The organism is Funiculus sociatus GB2-C1 (genome assembly GCF_039962115.1).
GTDB lineage: Bacteria > Cyanobacteriota > Cyanobacteriia > Cyanobacteriales > FACHB-T130 > Funiculus > Funiculus sociatus.
Map to the genome: position 1 here is coordinate 25,201 of NZ_JAMPKJ010000030.1, position 20,695 is coordinate 45,895.

The 20,695-nt window shown below is 45.0% G+C and carries 19 protein-coding genes; 11 read left to right on the forward strand and 8 right to left on the reverse strand.

Annotation, left to right across the window (positions count from 1 at the left end; all coding sequences use genetic code 11):
• Window positions 1-43: 43 nt before the first annotated feature.
• Window positions 44-1,570, forward strand: coding sequence for a sensor histidine kinase (locus NDI42_RS15365; RefSeq protein WP_190458905.1), 1,527 nt, complete (start codon window positions 44-46; stop codon window positions 1,568-1,570).
• A gap of 2 nt (window positions 1,571-1,572) precedes the next feature.
• Here the strand turns inward: NDI42_RS15365 and NDI42_RS15370 are convergent, their stop codons facing one another.
• From NDI42_RS15370 to NDI42_RS15390, 5 genes are all read right to left on the reverse strand, one after another.
• Window positions 1,573-1,995, reverse strand: a complete 423-nt coding sequence (locus NDI42_RS15370; protein WP_199294988.1) for a pentapeptide repeat-containing protein — start codon at window positions 1,993-1,995, stop codon at window positions 1,573-1,575.
• Window positions 1,996-2,161: 166 nt separating this feature from the next.
• Window positions 2,162-3,052 (reverse strand): glycine betaine ABC transporter substrate-binding protein, encoded by an 891-nt coding sequence (locus NDI42_RS15375; protein ID WP_190458907.1) that lies wholly within the window; start codon window positions 3,050-3,052, stop codon window positions 2,162-2,164.
• Window positions 3,053-3,154: 102 nt separating this feature from the next.
• Window positions 3,155-3,787: an ABC transporter permease gene (locus NDI42_RS15380; RefSeq protein ID WP_190445318.1), complete on the reverse strand. Its 633-nt coding sequence runs from the start codon at window positions 3,785-3,787 to the stop codon at window positions 3,155-3,157.
• Between the two features lie 41 nt (window positions 3,788-3,828).
• Window positions 3,829-4,596: an ATP-binding cassette domain-containing protein gene (locus tag NDI42_RS15385; protein WP_190458909.1), complete on the reverse strand. Its 768-nt coding sequence runs from the start codon at window positions 4,594-4,596 to the stop codon at window positions 3,829-3,831.
• Window positions 4,597-4,971: 375 nt separating this feature from the next.
• Window positions 4,972-6,417, reverse strand: a complete 1,446-nt coding sequence (locus NDI42_RS15390) for an MFS transporter (RefSeq protein ID WP_190458911.1) — start codon at window positions 6,415-6,417, stop codon at window positions 4,972-4,974.
• 66 nt (window positions 6,418-6,483) lie between these two features.
• On the opposite strand from NDI42_RS15390, the gene NDI42_RS15395 reads away from it, so the two are divergent.
• Window positions 6,484-7,011: a phosphoribosyltransferase gene (locus tag NDI42_RS15395; protein WP_190458913.1), complete on the forward strand. Its 528-nt coding sequence runs from the start codon at window positions 6,484-6,486 to the stop codon at window positions 7,009-7,011.
• Between the two features lie 457 nt (window positions 7,012-7,468).
• Window positions 7,469-8,101, forward strand: a complete 633-nt coding sequence (locus NDI42_RS15400) for a low molecular weight protein arginine phosphatase (RefSeq protein ID WP_190458915.1) — start codon at window positions 7,469-7,471, stop codon at window positions 8,099-8,101.
• Here the strand turns inward: NDI42_RS15400 and NDI42_RS15405 are convergent.
• Window positions 8,002-9,054, reverse strand: coding sequence for an AEC family transporter (locus NDI42_RS15405; protein WP_190458917.1), 1,053 nt, complete (start codon window positions 9,052-9,054; stop codon window positions 8,002-8,004). The two genes, NDI42_RS15400 and NDI42_RS15405, sit on opposite strands and share 100 nt — an antisense overlap.
• Window positions 9,055-9,294: 240 nt before the next feature.
• On the opposite strand from NDI42_RS15405, the gene NDI42_RS15410 reads away from it, so the two are divergent.
• The gene (locus NDI42_RS15410) at window positions 9,295-10,203 is read left to right on the forward strand and encodes a M15 family metallopeptidase (protein ID WP_190458919.1); all 909 of its coding nucleotides are present in this window, start codon (window positions 9,295-9,297) and stop codon (window positions 10,201-10,203) included.
• Window positions 10,204-10,206: 3 nt separating this feature from the next.
• Entirely contained in the window at window positions 10,207-10,893 is a 687-nt protein-coding gene (locus tag NDI42_RS15415) for an ATP-dependent Zn protease (protein ID WP_190458921.1), read from the forward strand.
• A 180-nt stretch (window positions 10,894-11,073) separates the two neighbouring features.
• On the opposite strand, the gene NDI42_RS15420 is transcribed toward NDI42_RS15415, so the two are convergent.
• Together NDI42_RS15420 and NDI42_RS15425 are read right to left on the reverse strand one after the other, a co-directional pair.
• Window positions 11,074-12,129 carry a GGDEF domain-containing protein gene (locus tag NDI42_RS15420; protein WP_313931463.1) on the reverse strand — a complete coding sequence of 352 codons (1,056 nt, stop codon included), beginning with the start codon at window positions 12,127-12,129 and terminating at the stop codon, window positions 11,074-11,076.
• A 617-nt stretch (window positions 12,130-12,746) separates the two neighbouring features.
• Entirely contained in the window at window positions 12,747-12,950 is a 204-nt protein-coding gene (locus NDI42_RS15425; protein ID WP_190424866.1) for a heavy-metal-associated domain-containing protein, read from the reverse strand.
• Window positions 12,951-13,550: 600 nt separating this feature from the next.
• On the opposite strand from NDI42_RS15425, the gene alaS reads away from it, so the two are divergent.
• The 6 genes from alaS to NDI42_RS15455 all read left to right on the forward strand — a co-directional run bounded on the left by alaS (window position 13,551) and on the right by NDI42_RS15455 (window position 20,671).
• Window positions 13,551-16,193: an alanine--tRNA ligase gene (gene alaS, locus NDI42_RS15430; protein WP_190458923.1), complete on the forward strand. Its 2,643-nt coding sequence runs from the start codon at window positions 13,551-13,553 to the stop codon at window positions 16,191-16,193.
• 517 nt (window positions 16,194-16,710) lie between these two features.
• Complete coding sequence (locus NDI42_RS15435) at window positions 16,711-18,432, forward strand: adenylate/guanylate cyclase domain-containing protein (protein ID WP_190458925.1); 1,722 nt, start codon at window positions 16,711-16,713, stop codon at window positions 18,430-18,432.
• A gap of 64 nt (window positions 18,433-18,496) precedes the next feature.
• Window positions 18,497-18,757 carry a hypothetical protein gene (locus NDI42_RS15440; RefSeq protein ID WP_190458927.1) on the forward strand — a complete coding sequence of 87 codons (261 nt, stop codon included), beginning with the start codon at window positions 18,497-18,499 and terminating at the stop codon, window positions 18,755-18,757.
• A gap of 37 nt (window positions 18,758-18,794) precedes the next feature.
• Window positions 18,795-19,298, forward strand: a complete 504-nt coding sequence (locus tag NDI42_RS15445; RefSeq protein ID WP_199311374.1) for a VanZ family protein — start codon at window positions 18,795-18,797, stop codon at window positions 19,296-19,298.
• A gap of 319 nt (window positions 19,299-19,617) precedes the next feature.
• On the forward strand, window positions 19,618-19,749 hold the full coding sequence (locus NDI42_RS15450; protein WP_277876891.1) for a hypothetical protein: 132 nt from the start codon (window positions 19,618-19,620) through the stop codon (window positions 19,747-19,749).
• Window positions 19,750-19,936: 187 nt separating this feature from the next.
• Entirely contained in the window at window positions 19,937-20,671 is a 735-nt protein-coding gene (locus NDI42_RS15455; protein ID WP_190458980.1) for a WecB/TagA/CpsF family glycosyltransferase, read from the forward strand.
• The last annotated feature ends 24 nt before the right edge of the window (window positions 20,672-20,695 follow it).

The window sequence follows — 20,695 nt, forward strand, 5'->3', positions numbered from 1 at the left end:
ACAGATACTGGGGTGTGGGGCCACTCATCTCTAAAGACCTGCTATGTTCCTATGCCGTGACAATTCGTCAGCCGATGTTCCCACTTGGGTAGAGCGTTGGAGAAAAATCCAGAAAAGTCTCCTCAAGCGAACTATGCAATTACAGCAGGCTAATCGAGAATTGGCAAACCAAATTGCTGAACGCCGTCTAGTAGAAGAGGCGCTGCGGCAAGCTGAGGAAAAGTATCGCAGCATTTTTGAGAACGCCGTCGAGGGGATATTCCAGACAACACCAGACGGGCGTTACATCAGTGCTAACCCAGCGCTGGCTAAGATTTACGGTTACGCTTCACCAGAGGAACTGATAGAAAGTCTTACCGACATCAAGCACAAACTGTATGTAGATCCAACTCGTCGTGACAAATTTCTGAGTTTACTGCAAGAACGCGAGTATGTGAGTGAGTTTGAATCTCAGATTTATCGCCAAGATGGCAGCATTATTTGGATTTCCGAGAATGCGAGGGCAGTAAGCGACAAGGATGGTAAATTACTTTTCTGTGAAGGCTTCGTCACCGACATCACAGGGCGAAAATTAGCCCAGGCGAACCTAAAGGCATCAGAAGCAAAATTCCGAGAACAAGCCACTCAACTCCAGCTTACCCTGTGCGAACTTCAGGAAACTCAGAGCCTTCTGATTCAGAACGAAAAACTTTCAAATTTAGGGCAGTTAGTTGCTGGTGTTGCCCATGAAATTAACAATCCAGTCAACTTCGTTTGCAACAATCTCAGCTATGCAAATCAATATGCCCAGGATCTGTTAAACCTGCTACAGCTCTACGGGAAACATTATCCTCAACCAGTGCCAGAAATTAAAGAAGAAGTCGAGGCTATCGATCTAAATTTCCTAATTTCAGATTTTCCCAAAACTCTGTCTTCGATGCAAATGGGTAGCGATCGCATCCAGCAAATTGTCCACTCGCTGCGAAACTTCTCCCGGATTGACGAACCGCAGATGCGGACAGTCGATATTCACGAAGGCATTGACAGTACGCTGCTGATCCTCCACAGTCGATTAAAAGCCAGAGGCGGATATTCAGGGATTAACGTTGTTAAAGAATACGGCGAGTTGCCAGTAGTAGAGTGTTACGCCGGACTCCTTAACCAAGTGTTTATGAATCTCATCTCGAATGCGATTGACGCTTTGGAAGCAGTAACAGGGAATTGCGAGGATTCCCATTCCCAATTCCCCAGTCACCAGCCTCCCTGTTCAGCCCCTAATCCCCAATCCTCATCCCAGTCCCCAGTCCCCAGTCCCCAGTTCCCAATCCCTACAATTCGGATTTCTACCGAAGTGCTAAACGACAATCAAGTGGCGATTCGGATTATCGATAATGGCCCTGGAATGACTGAAGAAGTACGCTGCCGGATTTTTGAAGCCTTTTATACCACGAAACCCACAGGCAAAGGCACAGGTTTGGGGTTGTCAATCAGTTATCAAATCATTGTTGAAAAACACAATGGCAAAATCGAGTGCATTTCTGCACCAGCACAGGGAACCGAGTTTATCATTAAAATTCCGATTCGTCAGTAAATTTACGGGGATACATTTTTGGGCAGATTGGCATCGTTTAATTTAGCGCCCGTTAAGAAAGCACCCCAAAGATTTGCCCCTTCCAGATTTGCCCCAGTTAAATCTGCCTCCGTCAAATCTGCCATTTTCAAGTTTGCCCCTGTCAAGTTTGCACCTCTGAGATTTGCCTGAAACAAATTTGCTCCGCTCAAATTTGCTCCGCCCAGATTCGCCCCACTCAAATTCGCCCCACTCAGGGATGCTTCCATGAAAGCAGTTTCGCTGAGATTCGCTCCACTGAGATCCACCTCACTCAGAGAACCTTCATGAAAGTTGGCTCCGCTTAAATTCGTGCCTTTTAGGGAAGTTCCAATTAAGTCTCCCCCTTTAAAATTGCGTTCCCCGGCGGCATATCGCTCCAGCAGTTCATCCTTCTCAATTATCATCAGCTTCTGTCTGTTGAACTCTTTTAAATAGTTTGACGCAACTGCTGAAATTTTTTGATGTAATTGGTGTTTTAGTAGCCAATACTGTTGTGTTCGTATCGTTACCCTTGCAAAAACCCTGTTTATAGTAACAAACGGATTTCTATATTTTCAGCTTTTGTCCCATCTATTTGTTACTGTTCTTTGACAAACCCTGCGATCGCAAAAATTCCCGTACAACTTGTTTCACATCCCGCCGTTCCCCATCTACCAGGTAATTCAGCCTTCGCATCTCTTTCTCAGAAATTAGTCCGCCCAGCTGTTGCAGAGCTTGACGTAACTCCGGGTGTTGTGCTAAAGCTTCCTGTCGTACCACTGGCGCAGCTTCGTAAGGCGGAAAATAGTTTTTGTCATCCTCCAGCACCACCAGATTCAAGCTGTCGATGAGTCCATCAGTGGAATTCCCAGCAACTAAATCCACCTGCTTTTGTTTTATTGACTGGTACATTAGCCCCAAATCCATCACCAGAGGCGGTTGTGCTAACTTTATCCCATAAGTTTTGGCTAAACCCGGAAACCCATCTGGGCGTTCGCTGAATTCAAAGCCAAAAGCAGCCCGCCACTTGGGTGTAAACTTAGCAGCTTGGGAGAGAGTTTGAATATTTAACGCCTTGACATCTTCGCTGCGGACAATCATAGCGAAAGTGTTGTTAAAACCCAGAGGTGGAGTCCATTCCACCTGGTACTGCTGGTTATATGCTTGTTGCACTCGATTGTAGACAGCCTTGGGATCGCTCTTTGGTTTTTCTTTCAGCACCGAAGTCAGGGCAGTGCCAGTATATTCTACATAAGCATCAATTTGTCCAGAAATTAGAGCTTGATGACAAACAAATGTACCGCCCAAATAGAGACGGCGATCAACTTGCAAATCTGTCTTGGCTTCAATTGCTTGCGCCAAAAGTTCACCCAGGATAATTTGCTCAGTGAAATTCTTTGAGGCGACGACGATGCGCCGATTCGAGTTATGGCTGCAACCTGCGATCGCTAACAGACAAATTATAGACAGAAATCGCTTCATAATCCTTATTTCAACGCCAATGAACGCAAACTAATGCAGAGATAAGAATTAAAAATTAGCATCTAACAAGTACCTCTCTTTCGACCTTTGCACCCTTAAAAATCATTTTTTTATAGTTAAAACATTCTCAACCAATCCTAAGATAAAATCTGCCAACAACGCCATCAAAGCCGCCGGAATCGCACCTGCCAAAATTAAATTGTTATCTAAGATTGCCACGCCTCGGAAAATAAATTGTCCTAGTCCACCAGCACCAATTACGGCAGCAATTGTCGCCACACCAATACAAATTACTGTTGCCACCCGTACACCTGCTAAAATAAAGCCTAAAGCCAGCGGCAACTCAACTTGAAATAATAGCTGCCAATCTGTCATTCCCATGCCTCTACCAGCTTCGCGGATGGCTGGATCTACTTTAATAATACCTGTGTAAGTGTTGCGAATAATCGGTAGCAGGGAATACAGTACAAGAGCAACAATCGCTGGACGCGCACCAATTCCTCCTAGCAATGGCAGTGGGATCAGAAAGCCAAACAGTGCCAGACTGGGAATTGTTTGCATGACGTTTGCAAAGCCTAAAATTAGTTGGTGGAATTTAGTGCGAGTACACAATATCCCCAGCGGAATTCCCAACAAAATAGCAATTCCAATAGAAACTCCTACCAAGAACAAATGTTCCCGCGTGTACTGAAAGAGTTCAGCGCCATACAAGTTGAAAAAATTATTCAAATTCATTATTTTAAGTGTGGTAATAGATAATGGGTATTATTCACCAATTAGCCATTAGCCAAAATTGGGTTTCCAGCTTGCAAACATTGAGTGTAGGCGCGAACTTCGTCTGCTTCTGATTGCAAAAATTCACTTGGTGTACCCAGCACTACTAAGCGTCCTTCGTGCATTAAACCAATTCTGGAAGCTAAAATAAATGCTTCTTGAATGTCATGGGTGACAAAGACAATTGTTTTACTCAGTTGCTGTTGCAATTGACGTACTTCGCGCTGAATTTCCAACCTGGTGACGGGATCTAGTGCGCCGAAGGGTTCGTCCATTAGCAAAATTGGCGGATCTGCTGCTAAGGCGCGTGCTACGCCTACGCGCTGTCTTTGTCCTCCTGAGAGTTCGTGGGGATATCTGGGTGCAAATTTCTGGGGATCTAAGCCAACTAGGTGCAATAGTTCCGAGGCTCTTTGGCGGATGCGATCGCTCTTCCATCCCTCCAGCGCAGGCACTAATCCTACATTCCGTTCTACGGTGAAATGGGGAAACAAGCCAGTTTCTTGAATTACGTAGCCAATTTGCCGCCGCAACTTAATCGGGTTCCATTCTCTGGTCGAAATCCCTTCAACCCTCACTTCCCCGCTTGTTGGCATCAGCAAGGCATTAATTAGCTTCATTGTCGTGGTCTTGCCGCAGCCACTCCTTCCCAGTAACACCAGAGTCTCACCTTGCTGGATGCTGAAACTGAGATTTGATATCAGGGGTCGTCCGTTTACTGAGTAGGTAACGTTGTCAAATTCAACTGCGTTGTGATTATTTTGGGGCATTTTGTAGGGATTGGCTATCTTTCGATTAGTTTTTAGCTTAATCGATGATGCTGATACTCAGCGCAAGGATTAAAAAGTTTCAAAAGAGTTTTTAATTTGTATCGCACCTAACTTTTTGAGATGTCTAGATTAAATAATAGAAATATTATTTAATAAAATATTGCGAGATACTTCTTCCTTATCCAGATTATTGTATCAGAGAAAATAAAGTAAAGTCTAGTAGTTGAAATAAAAAATTTTCTCTTTCCTAGCCTCCCGCATTCCCAGCGGGAAACTAAGGCGACCGCCTCATATTCTCTGTAAGTTTTTTGGGTGTAAGGGGGCTAGAATGAGTTCCCAGCCGTTGGCTAGGAACGAGCTATTAGCAATTAGCTACTAACTTTTTTTGCGTTCTTTCAGCTTCAGCAAGATTTCCGCGTGAACTTCGCGGGTAATCGGATAAAAATACGCCAAAACTAAGCCACAAATCAAAAAAATCATGGGTAGAGGGCCAACAGCAAAGCGGATAGCTTGTAGCGCCGAATCTGGTTGTACTGGTAGCATACTTTGTCCCGGAACAGCTTCTTTAAAGCCAGATGTTTCTAAAGCCATTCCCACCAAAAACAAGCCGAAGGCTAAACCAAATTTTTGCAGCAAAACCATGAAACCATAAAAAATCCCTTCGCGGCGCTGTCCGGTTTGTAGTTCATCGAGTTCTATCACATCTGGCATCATCGACCAAGGGATGAGATAAGCTGTGGAAATACCGAAACCTGCCATTACCGCTAAAAGGTACATCAAACCTATTTGATTGGGCTGTAAGAAAAACAGTCCCACTTGTGCTATTATCCATACGCTCATTCCCATAAAATAAACAGCTTTTTTACCAAATCGCTTACTCAAAGCACTCCAGACAAATAGCATTAAAAGGGCGGTACCTTGAACCCCAATAAGCACACTTGGGACATCTGATTCTTTAAGGCGCATCCAGTTGACGACAAAGTAGGGAATAACGCTGGCTGTCAACTGTACAGCTAACCAGGAACAAAGATAGATACCGATAACGAAGAGAAAAGCGCGGTTGCTGAAAACGATTTTTAGCTGTTCGCCAATTGGGAGAGATGCTGGTTGTTCAGTTTCAATGCGTCTTCGTTCAAAAAACATAACGCGATCGCGTATTCCGAAAACGCACCAATATAATGATAAAACCGAAATTACTGTACAAACTGCCGCTAAAACGACATACTGTTGCTGGCGGTCAGCAATGTTTTCAAAAATAACTTTCGCTAAAATCAACGATAAAATACTACCGCCAATGGAAAAAGTAAAGCGAAAGCTATTAAGACTGGTGCGTTCGTTGTAATCTTGAGTCAGTTCTGGAGTAAGTGCGGTATAAGGTAAATTCACAACGGTGTAAAACACCTGAGACAACACCCCAATCGCCACGTAATACCAAAACAACCCCCACATTTGAACCGTTGGTTCGCCGCTAAATCGCGGTACAATCCACTGTAAAAAAAAGAATATTCCAAAAGGAATAGCTCCATAAAATATCCAGGGAAGACGACGACCCCAACGACGAGATTTCGTTTTGTCCGTCAACACCCCCACAAAAGGATCGTTAACCGCATCCCAGATTTTCCCAATCAGCAGAATGCTACCCGCCAACCCCGCCGGGATACCAGCGACATTAGTAAAGAAAATTAGCAGGAAAAATACTGCAATATTGGCAGTAATCGCTGGGCCTAAATCCCCTGCACCATAAGCCAGTTTTGTTTTGAAGTCCAGCTTGTCATTTTCAGGAGTTGGTTGGGGATAGTGTTCGGGGGAAGAATTGTTCATAACGGCTTGCGCTCATAATAAAATAAATGGCTCGCCACTTAGTATTAGATCGAAATCGCACACCTCATGGCAGACCTTTACGTTTCTTGGTCAGATTACCACCAAAAGATTGAACAGTTGGCGGTGAAGATTTATCAATCCCACTGGGAGTTTAACCAGATAGTCTGCCTTGCAAGGGGCGGTCTGCGGGTGGGTGATATTTTATCGCGGATTTACTGCAAACCGTTGGCGATTTTAGCTACCACTTCTTACGGTGGCCCAGGCGATCGCGTCCGGGGTTCTCTTACTTTCTCCCACACCCTGACGATGACAACCGCCAAGTTAGGCAACAAAGTCCTCTTAGTCGATGACTTAGTAGATTCTGGTGTCACTCTCCGGGAAACTATCCCCTGGCTGAAGCAGCACTTTGCCGCTGATGTTGAGGAAATTCGCACCGCCGTCATCTGGTGGAAAGCTTGCTCGGTCATCGAGCCTGACTACTACGCCGACTATCTCCCAGACGACCCCTGGATTCACCAGCCTTTTGAAAAATACGAGCAAATTAGTCCAGCTGAGCTGGCGGCGAATTATCAGCAATTAGCAGTTAGCGAGTAGCTATTAGCTTTTAAAAGACTACGGCACAACTAATTGTATTTGTCAACAGCCCTCTCTGAGAGGGTTCTAATTCGGCACGGAAAAATTTATTGGAAAATTTTCGGTTTGAGCAGGCAATTTCTACGATATTTCAAGGGCTTTAGGTTACTATAGTTATAATTGAATTCCTATGGGTAATAGTGTTAATCATAGAATAAGGATTATAAAATAATTTGATTAGCTTAGCAAACTGAAATAAATTAAGCAAGCCCTGAAACATCGTGAATGCGTTAATTTATTAAAAATGATTCTCAATATAACTGTTGAGGTTTCCTGACAGATATAAAAATATCAAAACAGAGTCCAAGAAAAATATTTTTTATACTAATAATTTATAGTTGATTTATTTAACAAGTCAGCGGATGGGAGCATCAGTCGTAGCATAGTGGCATAAACCATTGTTCCACTCACTTCTAAGATGCGAGTTCTATTTGTTTGTACTGGAAACACTTGTCGTAGCCCGATGGCAGAAGAGCTATTTCGGAAAAAGGTTGGGGAACTGAGGCAAAGGTGTGAAATTGAGGTGCGATCGGCGGGACTTCATAAATTTAAGAGTTTTCCAGTGTCGCCCCATGCTGTAACCGTATTGTCAGAGTACGGTATTGAGTGCGATCGCGAACCAGTGGGGATAAATGCAGAACTAATCGAGTGGGCAGATTTGGTGCTGACAATGACGAGGTTTCATAAAAATGTAGCGATCGCTATATTTCCCGAAATTATCGCCAAAACTTTTACCCTCAAAGAATTTGTGCGATCGCAAAATTCCTTAGATATTAGCGATCCCGTTGGCAAATCCTTATCCACCTATCGGCAATGCGCTGCTGAAATCGACTTTGCACTCAATCTTTTATTGGAGTTACTCCAAGTTGAGCCTTTTTCTCTCCCTACCCCTAACCCCTTACCCCGCACACTACCCCTGTTAAGGTGGCTGATTAAACTAATCACAACTAACTACCGACCAAACAACAACAACCAAACTGGCAGAGTAAAAAGCAAACCTGTAGATCCCACAGCCAAAGCTGTCACCGTCAAATTGCGGTCAAGATCGTAAGCTTCCGCCAGAATCAGAGTAGCAAAAGCTGGAGGCATCGCCATTTGTAAAACAATGACCAACAGAGGCGAACCACTTACACCCAGCAGCAATAATCCAATACCCAACAGCATTGGCACCAGCAGCATTTTAATCCCCAAACTGACCCCCGCCTGCCCCAGACTATCCCAGTCAGAAAGCTGACTCAGGCGCATTCCAATTAACACCAGAGACAAAGCCACTGCACCCCAACCGCACAACCGCAAACTCTCCTCGATAGGGTTAGATAACGGCAAGTTGCGAAAAACTAACCCCAAGGCAAAACTCCACAACGCCGGATTAATAACCACAGCCTGAAGGATTTTCCAGTGACTTTGCGCCCCCATCCCAAAACGTGCAGCCAAGACAACACCCAAACCGTAAGCCCCTAACGTAGTGCCAAGCAAATCGTAGAATAATGCCCAGCCAAAGTATTGCGAACCCACCAAAGCCAGCGTCACCGGATAACCCAGATACCCAGTGTTACCGACCATTGAGGCTAACAGGAAACTTCCCTGAGTTGGTTTACTCCAAAGAAGGGATTGGGTATTAGGGATTGGGGATTGGGGATTAGGTGAACCGGAAGAAATATGTGCATTATTCTGTCCCCCAGTCAACCGTCCCCAGCCCCCAGCCCCCAATCCCCACCTCCCAATCCCTTCTTTCCCCCCTTGCAAGGCAATCCAGATCCAAGCTAAGCCAGCCCCGAAGAAAATAGCCACCCAAGCGGCGACCGATGCAATCCAAATTGGCCCGGATAAATCGGCGTGGCGCAGAAACGCAAAAATGCTGATCGGTACGCCAATCCAAAAGAGAAATTTGCCTAAATATGCCGGAACCACTTTGGGCAGTTGACGACCTAAAATCCATCCCAGCAGAACACTGCCACCCAGCCGAAGATAAAGTTCTAAAAGCTGAGTTACTAGAGGGGGCATGATTTCCTGAGTTGTAAACAATAGTAGTAGACTGGCACCTGTATGCTACTTTGCCAGTCTCTATTTATGTTAAGCATCACGCTTAAAGATGAAGAAGGGAATACACAACAGATGTTGATAGGCCGACGTGCGTTTAAAATTCCTGTAGAGACGGGATTTTGGTTGATACAAGTAAAGTTCAGTCTCACTGCTGTTGTGATTCTAAAAATTAACCACTAAAAATTAATAGGAGTGGCTGTTTTGGATAACGCGGGTATACCTGGAAAACCCCCAGAAACCTCAGTACCGCCGATAGACGATATTCCAGAGGCGTTGCGGGATACACCTAAAATTAAACGTCGGCGACGATTTAAGCCGATACTATTACTTGGCGGTTTGCTAGGATTAGGAGCGATCGCTTTGCTTGTGGGTATTTTCTTACCTCGTCCCACACCCCAGTCGAGTGCGTCAACTTCCCAACCGAAGCCCAGTCAAACCAGTCCAACGCCCACAGTAACACCCCAAGCCACCATCTTCGGACACTTTTCCTACCCGGAAGCACCCGCCTCAGACCTGCAACCAATTTCATTTAATGGTCGCCTGAAAATGCGTAAAGCTGCTGCTAGACAATTTCAAGCAATGGTAGCAGCAGCACGAGCGTCGGGTGTTAATATAGTTCCAATTTCCGGTTTCCGCTCTATTGATGAGCAGAAGCACTTATTTTTTGATACCAAAGCGCAACGGGGACAGTCAGCTAGCGAACGAGCTAAAGTCAGTGCGCCTCCAGGCTACAGCGAACATCATACTGGCTACGCGGTAGACATTGGCGATGGAAACGTTCCGGCAACAAATCTCAGCCCCAGATTTGAAAATACAGCTGCCTTCAAGTGGCTTGTGAAAAATGCCCCCTTCTATAGCTTTGAAATATCATTTCCCAAAAATAATCCCCAAGGTGTTAGTTATGAGCCTTGGCACTGGCGCTTTGTTGGTGATAGCCACAGTCTAGAAACATTCTACAAAGCCAAAAATTCCGAAAACACTCAGCAATCAGAATTAACTAAACCTTCCCCAGTCCCTACTCTCCAGTTCCCAGTTCCTAGTCCCTCCTCCCCAGTCCCCACTCTCCAATTCCCAGTTCCCAGTCCCTCCTACCCAGTCCCCAGCCCCTAAAAAATGCAGCAAACCGCCCTAAATTTAATTGCCATTGGTGTTTTTGCAATTACGCTTTCTAGTCTGCTGGGGCCAATGTTTAACATATCACCAGCAATCCCCGCGATCGCTACTTTTGGCATCATGGGACTTTTCACCCTCGACACCCTCACCTTTCAAGGTAAAGCTGGTACAATCTTTTTGGATTTGTTAGCCGGGAAAAATCCCCAACATCGCGATCGCATCCTGCGCCACGAAGCCGGACACTTCCTTGTCGCTTACTTACTCGAAATTCCGATCACAGGTTACACTCTCAGCGCCTGGGAAACCTTCCGACAAGGAATTTCCGGACTTGGAGGAGTGACATTTGATACCCAGAAATTGCAGCAAGACTTCCCCTCACCTTGGGAAATGCAAGTTATCCTAGATCGCTTCTGCACTGTCTGGATGGCTGGTATCGCCGCCGAAACTATAGTTTATGGCAGTGCAGAGGGAGGCGCGGAAGATCGCCAGAAAATTAGATATGCTTTGACACAGTTGGGAATTCCCGTCAGCAACCAAGAGCAAAAAGAGCGTGCCAGTGCTTTACAAGCACGTACCTTGCTTGAGGAAAACTCTCACGCTTACCAAGCCTTGGTAACTGCAATGGAACAACGCGCCTCCGTGGAAGATTGCTATCAGGTAATTGGACAACATCTTGTTAGTAGTTAGTTGTCTGTTGTTAATAATTAATCACTAAGATTTTTTTTCTAACTTGCTAGACTTTACTATATTTTTCTGGTAGTATGAAGTCGATAAGGAAGAAATATCTACTAATATTTTCTACTTAACAAATTTTCAAAATTAAATAATACCCGGCTCAGCACCAGCTAGTAGTGAGTAAAATTTATTTTACTCACTCACAACTCGGTTGCGACCATCAGATTTAGCTTGCAACAGATTTTCGTCGGCGCGTTGCAGCAAACTCACACCTTTAGGATCGTCCGCGTCATTGAGAGTGCTTGATCCCAGGCTGATAGTAATATTCAGCGCCGTTGTGGGATTAATACTGAAAGGTTGGTCGCCGATCAGATGACGCAGGCGGTGAGCTACCATAGGAGCTTCTTGGGAATCTGTGTTGCTGAGAATAACGACAAATTCCTCACCGCCGTAGCGGAAGAGAGTGTCTTGAAAGCGCAAATTGTGCAGCAGACGGGCGGAGAGAAGTTGGAGAACGCGATCGCCCACCAAATGTCCGTAGTTATCATTAATAGACTTAAAAAAGTCCACATCTAAAATAACCAAGCTTAGCGGACGTAAGCGAATACGAGCATTTTGAACTTGTCGGGGCAGCTCCCATTCTAAGGCGCGACGATTATTTAATTCCGTCAAAGGGTCAGCCAGCGCCATTGTTGACAACAAATCGTTAGTTCGCATCAACTGGCGATAGTTCTGCACCTTCCGTAATCCCGCCTGAATTTGCGCCAGCAGCAAGCGATTTTGTAACTGCATCTCTTTTTGTGCAAGGGCTGCACTTTTTTTTCTTACAGGAGCAATTTGCAAATAAGCATCTGCCCCTTTTTCCAAAGCTTCGCAAGAAAGCGCCATTTCCCCTTGCCGATTCCAGAGCGTCCGTTCGCGGGTAATCTGGGGACGATCTTCTACAAGGATGCAGTAAATTCCGGAAACCTGAGTTTGTTGTTTGATCTGACAACATAATTCCAGACTGCCTTCAAAGCGTGCCTGCACAATTACAATATGAGGCAGCCGGTTCTCAAGCATCGGCATCACCTCATCCATCTGAGAGAGTGCCTCCACCCGGAGAGCGGTTAAATCGCTAATCCGCTTGAGAAACGTGGCAATAAAGGCATCACCTCCAACGACCAGAACAAAAGCATCCATTAGCGTAGGCATACTTGGAGAATCAGGGCGCTGTTCCTGCTGACAAATTGTGGGAACTTTAACCACTAGAGATAATTAGAGCAACGACAGAAACGAACAGGCAAAAGACCCTGATACTAAATAAGCGTGCATATTGTGGGTGTGGGACAAGTGCAGCCAATTATTTTTGAGGTTATACACTTTAACCGGCTAGCACGACCAGACTGTAACCTTATCCTTAGCACTTCTTTTACATTTTGTTACATTTGGATACTACAAGTCTTCAAGATGACGATTCCACTGCTGACGGCCAACTTTCTGAAATCTTCACAAAAAACCGCCACAGCCCCAGGTTCTTGAAGCGCTTGTAAGCAGAGCCTTTATATTTATGCTGGCAGATGATAGCTATTTATTGCCAGTGTTCAGGTAAATGCTGGGAAGGGAAACGCGATCGCGCCTCTATATCTGCACTTCACCCCCCCTCTGGAATCCGCTAGTAATAAGATTTTTCGTGCTATGAGGCAAACAGCTAGATCCACCACCAGAAGAAATCATTCGGCAAATTCTAGAGGAAATCAGGCGTAATTGCTTACTCCATTTCTACCCAGATGAGGTGTAGTTTGTATTAATTTTTAATAAACATAAAAGCCAGCTAGGGCATCACCCAACTGGCTGATAATTAATGCAAGCGTTGCTTCGTAAGGTTATTGATAACCTTCAACAGTGTGACCTGTCGCCACGATCGCTTGTTTAATTGTCTCTTCAGAAGCTTGAGCTTCCACTGTCACCGTCTTGGCTTGTACATCCACTTCCACCTTGGCATCAGGTTCCATAGTCTGGATAGTTTCGGTGATCGTTTCTGCACAGCCATTACAGACGATAGTGGGAACTTTTACTTTAAGTGCCATCGATTAATCCCAAATAATTGCGGTTATTTTCAAACCTTTATTTTACCGCCAGATGAATAGGAAGAAATCTATCTTAGGCGATGAGCCTATTAAAAAACCCTATAAAAAATTTTAGGGCTTAGTCAAGTGCGACTAAGCCCGTTAAAACGAAAGAGTTAGTTTTTTCAACAATTAAACATCAACTACTAGGGTGGACAATTAAGCAGCTTCACCTCTCACTTTTCCCGCATGGTCGTCTCTTCTTAGACCCTGGTTTGGCGTTGCCCTCTAAAGGCGTTTGCCACTGCCATCTATGCTTGGTGGGCTACTGCTGCACTTGGGTCACAGACCGGGGACACCGCGCCTATGTCTCCCATTCGTTTTATCTTCCTCCTCTTTATCTCTCACTTCTTGGTGTCCACTATTAAATTAACATCCTCTTCACTGGAGGATCTGCTGAATTTACCAAACTTGACGTATTTTTACGAATTGCAGTTAACCATTAAACAATTGCAACTTTTACTAGGATTGCTACTCTAAGGCTGGAGGTGATGCAACAAGGCATAAACAAATGTAAAAATAGATAACACGTTGACCGAAACCAATCCCTTGTAAACTCCCATGTCTTCTTTTCCCCAGTTCCTTAGCGGTAGTGAAATTCGGCAAAAATTCCTCGACTTCTACGCTTCTCGTGGACATCAAATTTTGCCGAGTGCTTCTCTGGTACCAGAAGATCCCACCGTACTGCTGACGATCGCTGGGATGCTGCCATTTAAGCCAATATTTTTGGGACAGCGATCGCCCGAATTTCCCCGCGCCACCACCTCGCAAAAGTGCATCCGCACCAACGATATCGAAAACGTAGGACGCACCGCCCGACATCACACATTTTTTGAGATGCTGGGAAATTTCAGCTTTGGGGATTATTTCAAAGAACAAGCGATCTCCTGGGGTTGGGAACTGTCAACACAAGTCTTTGGCTTACCCCCAGAACGCCTTGTAGTGAGTGTCTTCCGGGAAGATGACGAAGCATTTGCCATCTGGAGGGATAAAATTGGCGTTTCGCCACAGCGCATCCAGCGTTTAGGAGAAGATGATAACTTCTGGGTATCTGGCCCCACTGGTCCTTGCGGCCCCTGTTCAGAAATATACTATGACTTCCACCCGGAACGCGGCGACGAACACATCAATCTAGAGGATGATACTCGGTTCATCGAGTTTTATAACTTGGTGTTCATGCAATACAACCGGGATGCAGAAGGTAATTTAACACCACTTGCTAATAAGAATATCGACACCGGAATGGGACTGGAACGGATGGCGCAAATCCTCCAGAAAGTTCCGAATAATTACGAAACAGACCTGATTTTCCCAATTATCAAAACAGCGGCCCAAATTGCCGGAATTGACTACGCCAGCAGCGACGAGAAAACCAAAGTTTCTCTGAAGGTAATTGGCGATCACGTCCGGGCAGTTGTCCACATGATAGCTGATGAAATCCGCGCCTCGAATATTGGACGGGGTTATATTTTGCGGCGATTAATTCGGCGCGTGGTGCGTCACGGGCGGCTGATTGGCATTGAAGGTGAGTTTACAACGAAAGTGGCAGACACTGCGATCGCGCTTTCCGAATCTGCATACCCCAACGTCCGTATCCGAGAAGCACAAATTAAAGCTGAATTGCAACGAGAAGAAACCCGCTTTCTCAAAACTTTGGAAAGAGGCGAAAAACTGCTGGAGGAAATTATCCAGCAAGTTAAGAAAGAAGGAAAAACCGAAATTAGCGGTGAAAGTGCTTTTACCCTCTACGACACCTACGGCTTCCCCTTAGAACTAACTCAAGAAGTTGCTGAGGAAGAAGGAATTACCGTAGACGTGGAAGGTTTCAATGTGGCGATGGAACAACAGCAAACGCGATCGCAATCAGCCCACGAAACTATCGATTTAACCGTACAAGGTTCTCTCGATAAATTAGCTGAGGATATCCACTCTACTGAATTTCTCGGTTATACCCAACCCGTCAGCCAATCCCAGGTAGAAGCAATACTTGTAGAAGGCTTCTCTGTGGAAGCGGCGGAAGCGGGAACAAGCGTACAAATAATCCTCGATCAAACCCCGTTCTATGCAGAATCAGGAGGACAAATAGGCGATCGCGGCTACATTTCCGGCGATTCAGTTTTGGTACGAGTTGAAGATGTCAAAAAAGAATCAGATTTCTTTGTCCACTTCGGTCGCATCGAACGGGGTACGCTGCGGTTAGAAGATACCGTTACTGCCCAAATTGACTTAGCTTGTCGTCGTCGCGTTCAAGCGCACCACACAGCAACTCACCTATTACAATCAGCTTTGAAAAAGTTTGTCGATGACGAAATTTCCCAAGCTGGTTCTTTGGTGGCTTTCGACAGGCTGCGCTTTGACTTTAACTGTCCTCGTCCCGTGACACCAGAAGAGTTGCAACAAATTGAGGAACAGATTAATACTTGGATTGCAGAAGCACACCACGCCCATACTGAAGTATTGCCCATAGCTGAGGCAAAAGCAAAAGGCGCGATCGCGATGTTTGGGGAAAAATATGGCGATGAAGTGCGGGTACTAGATATTTCCGGTGTTTCTATGGAATTGTGTGGCGGTACTCATGTGAGTAATACCGCTGAAATTGGGCTATTTAAAATAGTCTCCGAGGCGGGAGTAGCATCAGGTATCCGACGTATTGAAGCTGTCGCCGGGCCAGCAGTTCTGGAATACTTGAATGTACGGGATAAAGTGGTTAAAGAGTTAAGCGATCGCTTTAAAGTCAAACCCGAAGAAATCCCCGACAGAATTACCAACCTCCAGAACGAATTAAAATCATCCCAAAAGCAATTAGAAGCATTAAAAGCAGAACTCGCCTTTGCCAAATCTGACCAATTACTCAGCACTGCCCAAACAGTTGGCGATTTCCAAATTCTAGTTGCCGAATTGGGAGACGTAGACGCAGAATCCCTAAAAACTGCCGCTGAAAGATTGCTGCAAAAATTGGGTAATGGTGCTGTATTCTTGGCATCAATTCCCGAACCAGACAAAGTAAGTTTGGTGGCACATTTTAGCCCAGATGTTAATAAAAAAGGATTGCAAGCTGGTAAATTTATCGGCGCGATCGCCAAAATTTGCGGCGGCGGTGGCGGCGGACGACCCAACTTAGCGCAAGCTGGCGGACGCGATCCAAGTAAACTGAAAGAAGCCTTAGAAACAGCACGCGCCCAGCTTCTTGAAGGTTTGCAATAAGTCCCATAGGGTGGGCTTTTGCCCACCTTACAAAATCTTCTCTTCTAGTCTTTAGCTTAGTATTATACAGCGTCTAAGCAATTTATTTTATTATCTAAAATCTATGAATAAAGCAACACAAACATCCGCATTTTAACAAGCAATTGAAGCAGTATAGCAATCCTATTTGAGTTGTGAGGTGCTAGCGCTTTAGATACCCGACTTCTCTAAGAAGTCGGGTATCTCGGCTTATAGTAAGTTGGATTGGGGGTAAGCGAAACTCAACCCATGTAAAAGAATAGTTGGGTTTCCTGCCTCAACTTAACCTATATATTTTCATTATTTAGCTACCATAAGGTCAAAAGGGTATCAGGGGAAATTATATTTGGAAATTACAGGATCGTATATTTTTAAAAACGCTCAGACACAGTTCCACTCAGCCTTAAGCAAGTCTTAGATTATAGAATGTTCTCCGGTTTAAGTTATGTTGTGGATGTAGCTCGTCAGTACCCGCATAGCTGACCGCTCATTTAGGTGCATGAAACTGCGCGAGAAAACACTGCTGGCGATTGGCGTGACCGTTGTAAGTTTGATTGGGGTGTTGTATCTCACCTCATCAACCATCTTGGTGAACGGCTTCGCCAAATTGCAAGAACGGGAGGCTTACCGGAACGCTCAACGAGTTCAGGATGCCCTCTCTAACTACCTTAGCGATTTCAGCGCCTTGAACGATCAATGGGCGGTGTGGGATGACACCTATAAGTTTATTAAGGATGGCAACAGCCTCTATATCGAGCAAAATCTGAACGATTTTTCCTTACGACCACTCAAATCCAACTTGATACTGTTTATCAACTCTAAAGGTGAATTGGTTATCGGTCGCAGCTTCGACTTAAAGCAGCACCAGGTAGTACCTATTCCCAAAAACGTCCAAACATACCTGACGGCTAATCGTTACCTGCTACAAGATCCCCAGCAACAGCCGCGTACCGGGATAGTTCTCCTCCCAGATGGCCCAATGGCGATCGCAGCGGGGCCGATTCTAAATAGCCAAGGTCAAGGGTCTAGTCGGGGGACGCTGATCTTAGGGCGATACTTGGATGCTGAAAAAATTCAGTATTTAAGTAAATTGACCCATTTGCCCATCACTGCATACCAAGTAAACGACCCGCAATTGCCCTCTGATTTCCAATCGGTGCGTTCTGCTTTGTCCAAAATGTCCGATTCTTCCATTCTCGTCAAACCTCTCAGGGATGGTTTGGTGGTGGGATATGTTTTGCTGCGGGATATCTACGGAAAACCTGCGCTACTGCTACGAGTGGATCTGCCCAAAGAATTTTATCAACAAAGCCGATTCCTGCTAACTTATCTAGTGGTTAGCTTAGGCATATCAACCTTGGTGGTAGGTATCTTGTTTACTGGTGCAACTCTATTACTCTTAGAAAAATTGGTGTTGTCGCGCCTCGCTTATCTCAGCACTGAAGTTAAAAGTATTGGCAGCAGTGGCGATCTTTCCATGCGCGTGTTAAGCGCTGGCAAAGATGAGTTATCAATCCTGGCGCGGACAATTAACTGGATGCTAGAAGCTTTAGAATCGTCTTTAAAAGATTTAACAGCGGAACAGGAAAAGGCTGAGCGACTGCTGCAAAATATCTTACCGCAAGCGATCGCAGATCGCTTGAAAAAAGAACAGCGTACTATTGCGGACAACTTCGCTGAGGTAACGGTGTTATTTGCTGATATCGTTGGCTTTACCCAGCTAGCTGCTCAGACATCGCCTGTAGAACTGGTAAACTTGCTCAACCAAATTTTCTCAGCTTTTGACCAATTGGCTGAACAGCATGGGTTGGAGAAAATCAAGACAATTGGCGACGCTTATATGGTTGTTGGCGGTTTACCCACGCCGCGAGAGGATCATGCGGAAGCGATCGCGCAAATGGCTCTTGATATGCAAAATGAAATTACCCGATTCAATATCGCCAATGGTTTAAACTTCAGCATCCGCATTGGCATCAACACTGGGCCAGTTGTGGCGGGAGTAATCGGTCTGAAAAAATTTATCTACGATCTATGGGGAGACACTGTTAATATCGCTAGCCGCATGGAATCTCACGGTAAGCCTGGGTCTATTCAACTAACTGCCGCAACTAAAGAGTGCTTACACGATAAGTATCACTTGCAGGAGCGAGGTTCTATCCAAATCAAAGGAAAAGGAGAAATGACAACTTATCTACTCATTGGCATCAAAACTGAATCCTGAGTTAAAAGATTGTTATACCCCTCCCCCTCTTACCACTTAACCCAATTTAGAAAGGCAGAAATCTATGGCACGAATTAATCCCTACACAATACAAATGCAAGTTAGCCGGATGTTTCAGGATGGGCAAGCTTTTTTTGCCACAATGAAAGTGCAGGATTGGTTGAAGGAACGGAATGAAGATCCCGCAGCCTACGATATCATTTTCCATCAGAAACCAGCAGCGCCGGGAGCGATAGAAGCGATCGCTATTCATATTGAACTGCGCCGTCGAGATGGGCAACCTGTCGATTCCTGGCTGCAAGAAGAAGCCAATCGTCACGCCTAACAAATACACGATAGTTCATGGCAATAAGCCATGAACTATGACCAAAAAGAGCGTTACTTCTGGAATGCTCTTTTTTTGTGATGTAGATATTTCTATAGCAATCCTAAATATTACCTGTCGCTCTCGTGATGCCCGCGCTACTCACTTAGCTATATTACCTTCTCAAGGAATGGGAATGAAATCAACTCAGCGCTGGATTTTGGCTTTTTGCCTTTACTTTCTTATTCTGCTAACAATTATTGTCTTAGCTTATCGGGGCATTCTCCCTGTCAAAATCTCAGCGATTCCCTTCTATGACACAATTGGACACTTTGTATTATTAGGAATTGCCTCTTATTTAGCTCATAAATCTCTTGGTAAGAGAATGATTAAAACTTGGCCTTTGGCAATTACCATGCCACTGGGCCCAATTCTCGTTAGCATCTTTGCCATTGTGGATGAGAGTTTGCAGATGCTTTCACCCCTTCGCACCTCCACTTTGTCTGATCTTGTTGCTAACCTGGTGGGAATCTGGTTCTTTTACTGGTTAGCATCGCGCTAATGCAAGTTTTTTGATAATCAGTTCAGCCGCTTACCTTTTTGCAATCCACTACAGGGGTAAGCGTTTCCCTGTGTCTGCGGACTTAAGCCACAGGGTTAATGACAGGATAGACTGGCGGATTTATTTTAGATTTATAAGGATTTAGATTGTTTAACTCTACTCCCAACACTTTAAAGATTTTACAGAATCTTAATCAAAAAGTCTGTCATGTTTTCGGAATCTTTAAAAGACTTTTTGTATAAAGGAAGTAGGGCTAAAAGTAAAACCTAATGAGTTGAATTAAAAGAATCAAAGAATCAATTTTTGCGAGGAGGTTTATATGTCATTTCGCTACAACCAAAACCAAGCTCCCTTTGTGAGAATTGTTTACTCTAAAGTCAAAGTAAACGGAAAAGTCGAATTGGTGCCGTTGGAACTGTATGCCGATGGCTCTGTTAAAAGAGCAAGTTAAAAACAGGTAATTGAGAAAAGTGAGGAGTTAAGAATTTTTAACTCCTCACTTTCCCTTTTAAAAAAATATTTTGTCCGGTTCTGTACCCCAGCGGAGGAATACTCTACAATACAGCGAATAAGCTAGCGTTCATGGTTTAAAGACTACAAACCCTATGGGTGGTGTGAGACAGTACGAGAATTCGATGATGTCTGAGAAACCCGAACATTTTCCTGTGTTGGGAGTTCCCGTTCACCTGTTGGATGACTATTCCAGCTGGTTAATCTCGCGCCTAGAGCGGAGGATGGGCAGTCATGTGGTGACGCTAAATGCAGAAATGGCAATGCAGGCAGAAGGCAACCCCACTCTGAGCGAAATTATTCGCTCCGCAGAGCTGGTGATTCCGGATGGAGCTGGTGTCGTACTATACTTGCGGCTAAAGGGTAGACGCTTACGCCGCTGTCCCGGAATTGAATTGGCAGAGTCACTATTGCGGCAAGCTGGACAATTGGAACAGTGTCCGGTTTTCTTCTTTGGAGGCGCACCGGGAGTTGCCCAGACGGCGGCGGAGGTTTGGAGAGGTAAAATACCAGGGGTAGCGATCGCAGGTACTCAACACGGCTACTTATCGCCCGAAGCTGAACTAGAATTTATCCAAACCCTCAAAGACTTACAGCCCCGCCTAATTTTCGTAGGTTTAGGCGTTCCTCGTCAGGAATTATGGATAGCCCAACATCGCCACCTATGTCCGCAAGCAATTTGGATCGGTGTTGGCGGTAGCCTGGACATCTGGGCGGGGATAAAATCGAGAGCACCCGCCTGGTTTCGAGATAATCACCTGGAATGGCTTTATCGACTGTATCAAGAACCCTGGCGCTGGCGGCGAATGATGGCTTTACCGCAATTTGCCTTAAAAGCTGTGGTAAAAAATTATCAGTTTTGATGGTCATTAGTCATTGGCACCAAG

Excerpts from the sequence above, each read along its gene's own strand:
- NDI42_RS15395 (WP_190458913.1), top strand. The coding sequence starts at position 6,484 with ATGGCAGACCTTTACGTTTCTTGGTCAGATTACCACCAAAAGATTGAA.
- NDI42_RS15400 (WP_190458915.1), top strand. The coding sequence starts at position 7,469 with ATGCGAGTTCTATTTGTTTGTACTGGAAACACTTGTCGTAGCCCGATG.
- NDI42_RS15390 (WP_190458911.1), bottom strand. The coding sequence starts at position 6,417 with ATGAACAATTCTTCCCCCGAACACTATCCCCAACCAACTCCTGAAAAT.
- NDI42_RS15380 (WP_190445318.1), bottom strand. The coding sequence starts at position 3,787 with ATGAATTTGAATAATTTTTTCAACTTGTATGGCGCTGAACTCTTTCAG.
- NDI42_RS15440 (WP_190458927.1), top strand. The coding sequence starts at position 18,497 with ATGGCACGAATTAATCCCTACACAATACAAATGCAAGTTAGCCGGATG.
- NDI42_RS15425 (WP_190424866.1), bottom strand. The coding sequence starts at position 12,950 with ATGGCACTTAAAGTAAAAGTTCCCACTATCGTCTGTAATGGCTGTGCA.
- NDI42_RS15455 (WP_190458980.1), top strand. The coding sequence starts at position 19,937 with ATGTCTGAGAAACCCGAACATTTTCCTGTGTTGGGAGTTCCCGTTCAC.
- NDI42_RS15405 (WP_190458917.1), bottom strand. The coding sequence starts at position 9,054 with ATGCCCCCTCTAGTAACTCAGCTTTTAGAACTTTATCTTCGGCTGGGT.
- NDI42_RS15445 (WP_199311374.1), top strand. The coding sequence starts at position 18,795 with ATGACCAAAAAGAGCGTTACTTCTGGAATGCTCTTTTTTTGTGATGTA.
- NDI42_RS15385 (WP_190458909.1), bottom strand. The coding sequence starts at position 4,596 with ATGCCCCAAAATAATCACAACGCAGTTGAATTTGACAACGTTACCTAC.
- NDI42_RS15370 (WP_199294988.1), bottom strand. The coding sequence starts at position 1,995 with ATGATAATTGAGAAGGATGAACTGCTGGAGCGATATGCCGCCGGGGAA.
- NDI42_RS15365 (WP_190458905.1), top strand. The coding sequence starts at position 44 with ATGTTCCTATGCCGTGACAATTCGTCAGCCGATGTTCCCACTTGGGTA.
- NDI42_RS15375 (WP_190458907.1), bottom strand. The coding sequence starts at position 3,052 with ATGAAGCGATTTCTGTCTATAATTTGTCTGTTAGCGATCGCAGGTTGC.
- alaS (WP_190458923.1), top strand. The coding sequence starts at position 13,551 with ATGTCTTCTTTTCCCCAGTTCCTTAGCGGTAGTGAAATTCGGCAAAAA.
- NDI42_RS15450 (WP_277876891.1), top strand. The coding sequence starts at position 19,618 with ATGTCATTTCGCTACAACCAAAACCAAGCTCCCTTTGTGAGAATTGTT.
- NDI42_RS15435 (WP_190458925.1), top strand. The coding sequence starts at position 16,711 with ATGAAACTGCGCGAGAAAACACTGCTGGCGATTGGCGTGACCGTTGTA.
- NDI42_RS15415 (WP_190458921.1), top strand. The coding sequence starts at position 10,207 with ATGCAGCAAACCGCCCTAAATTTAATTGCCATTGGTGTTTTTGCAATT.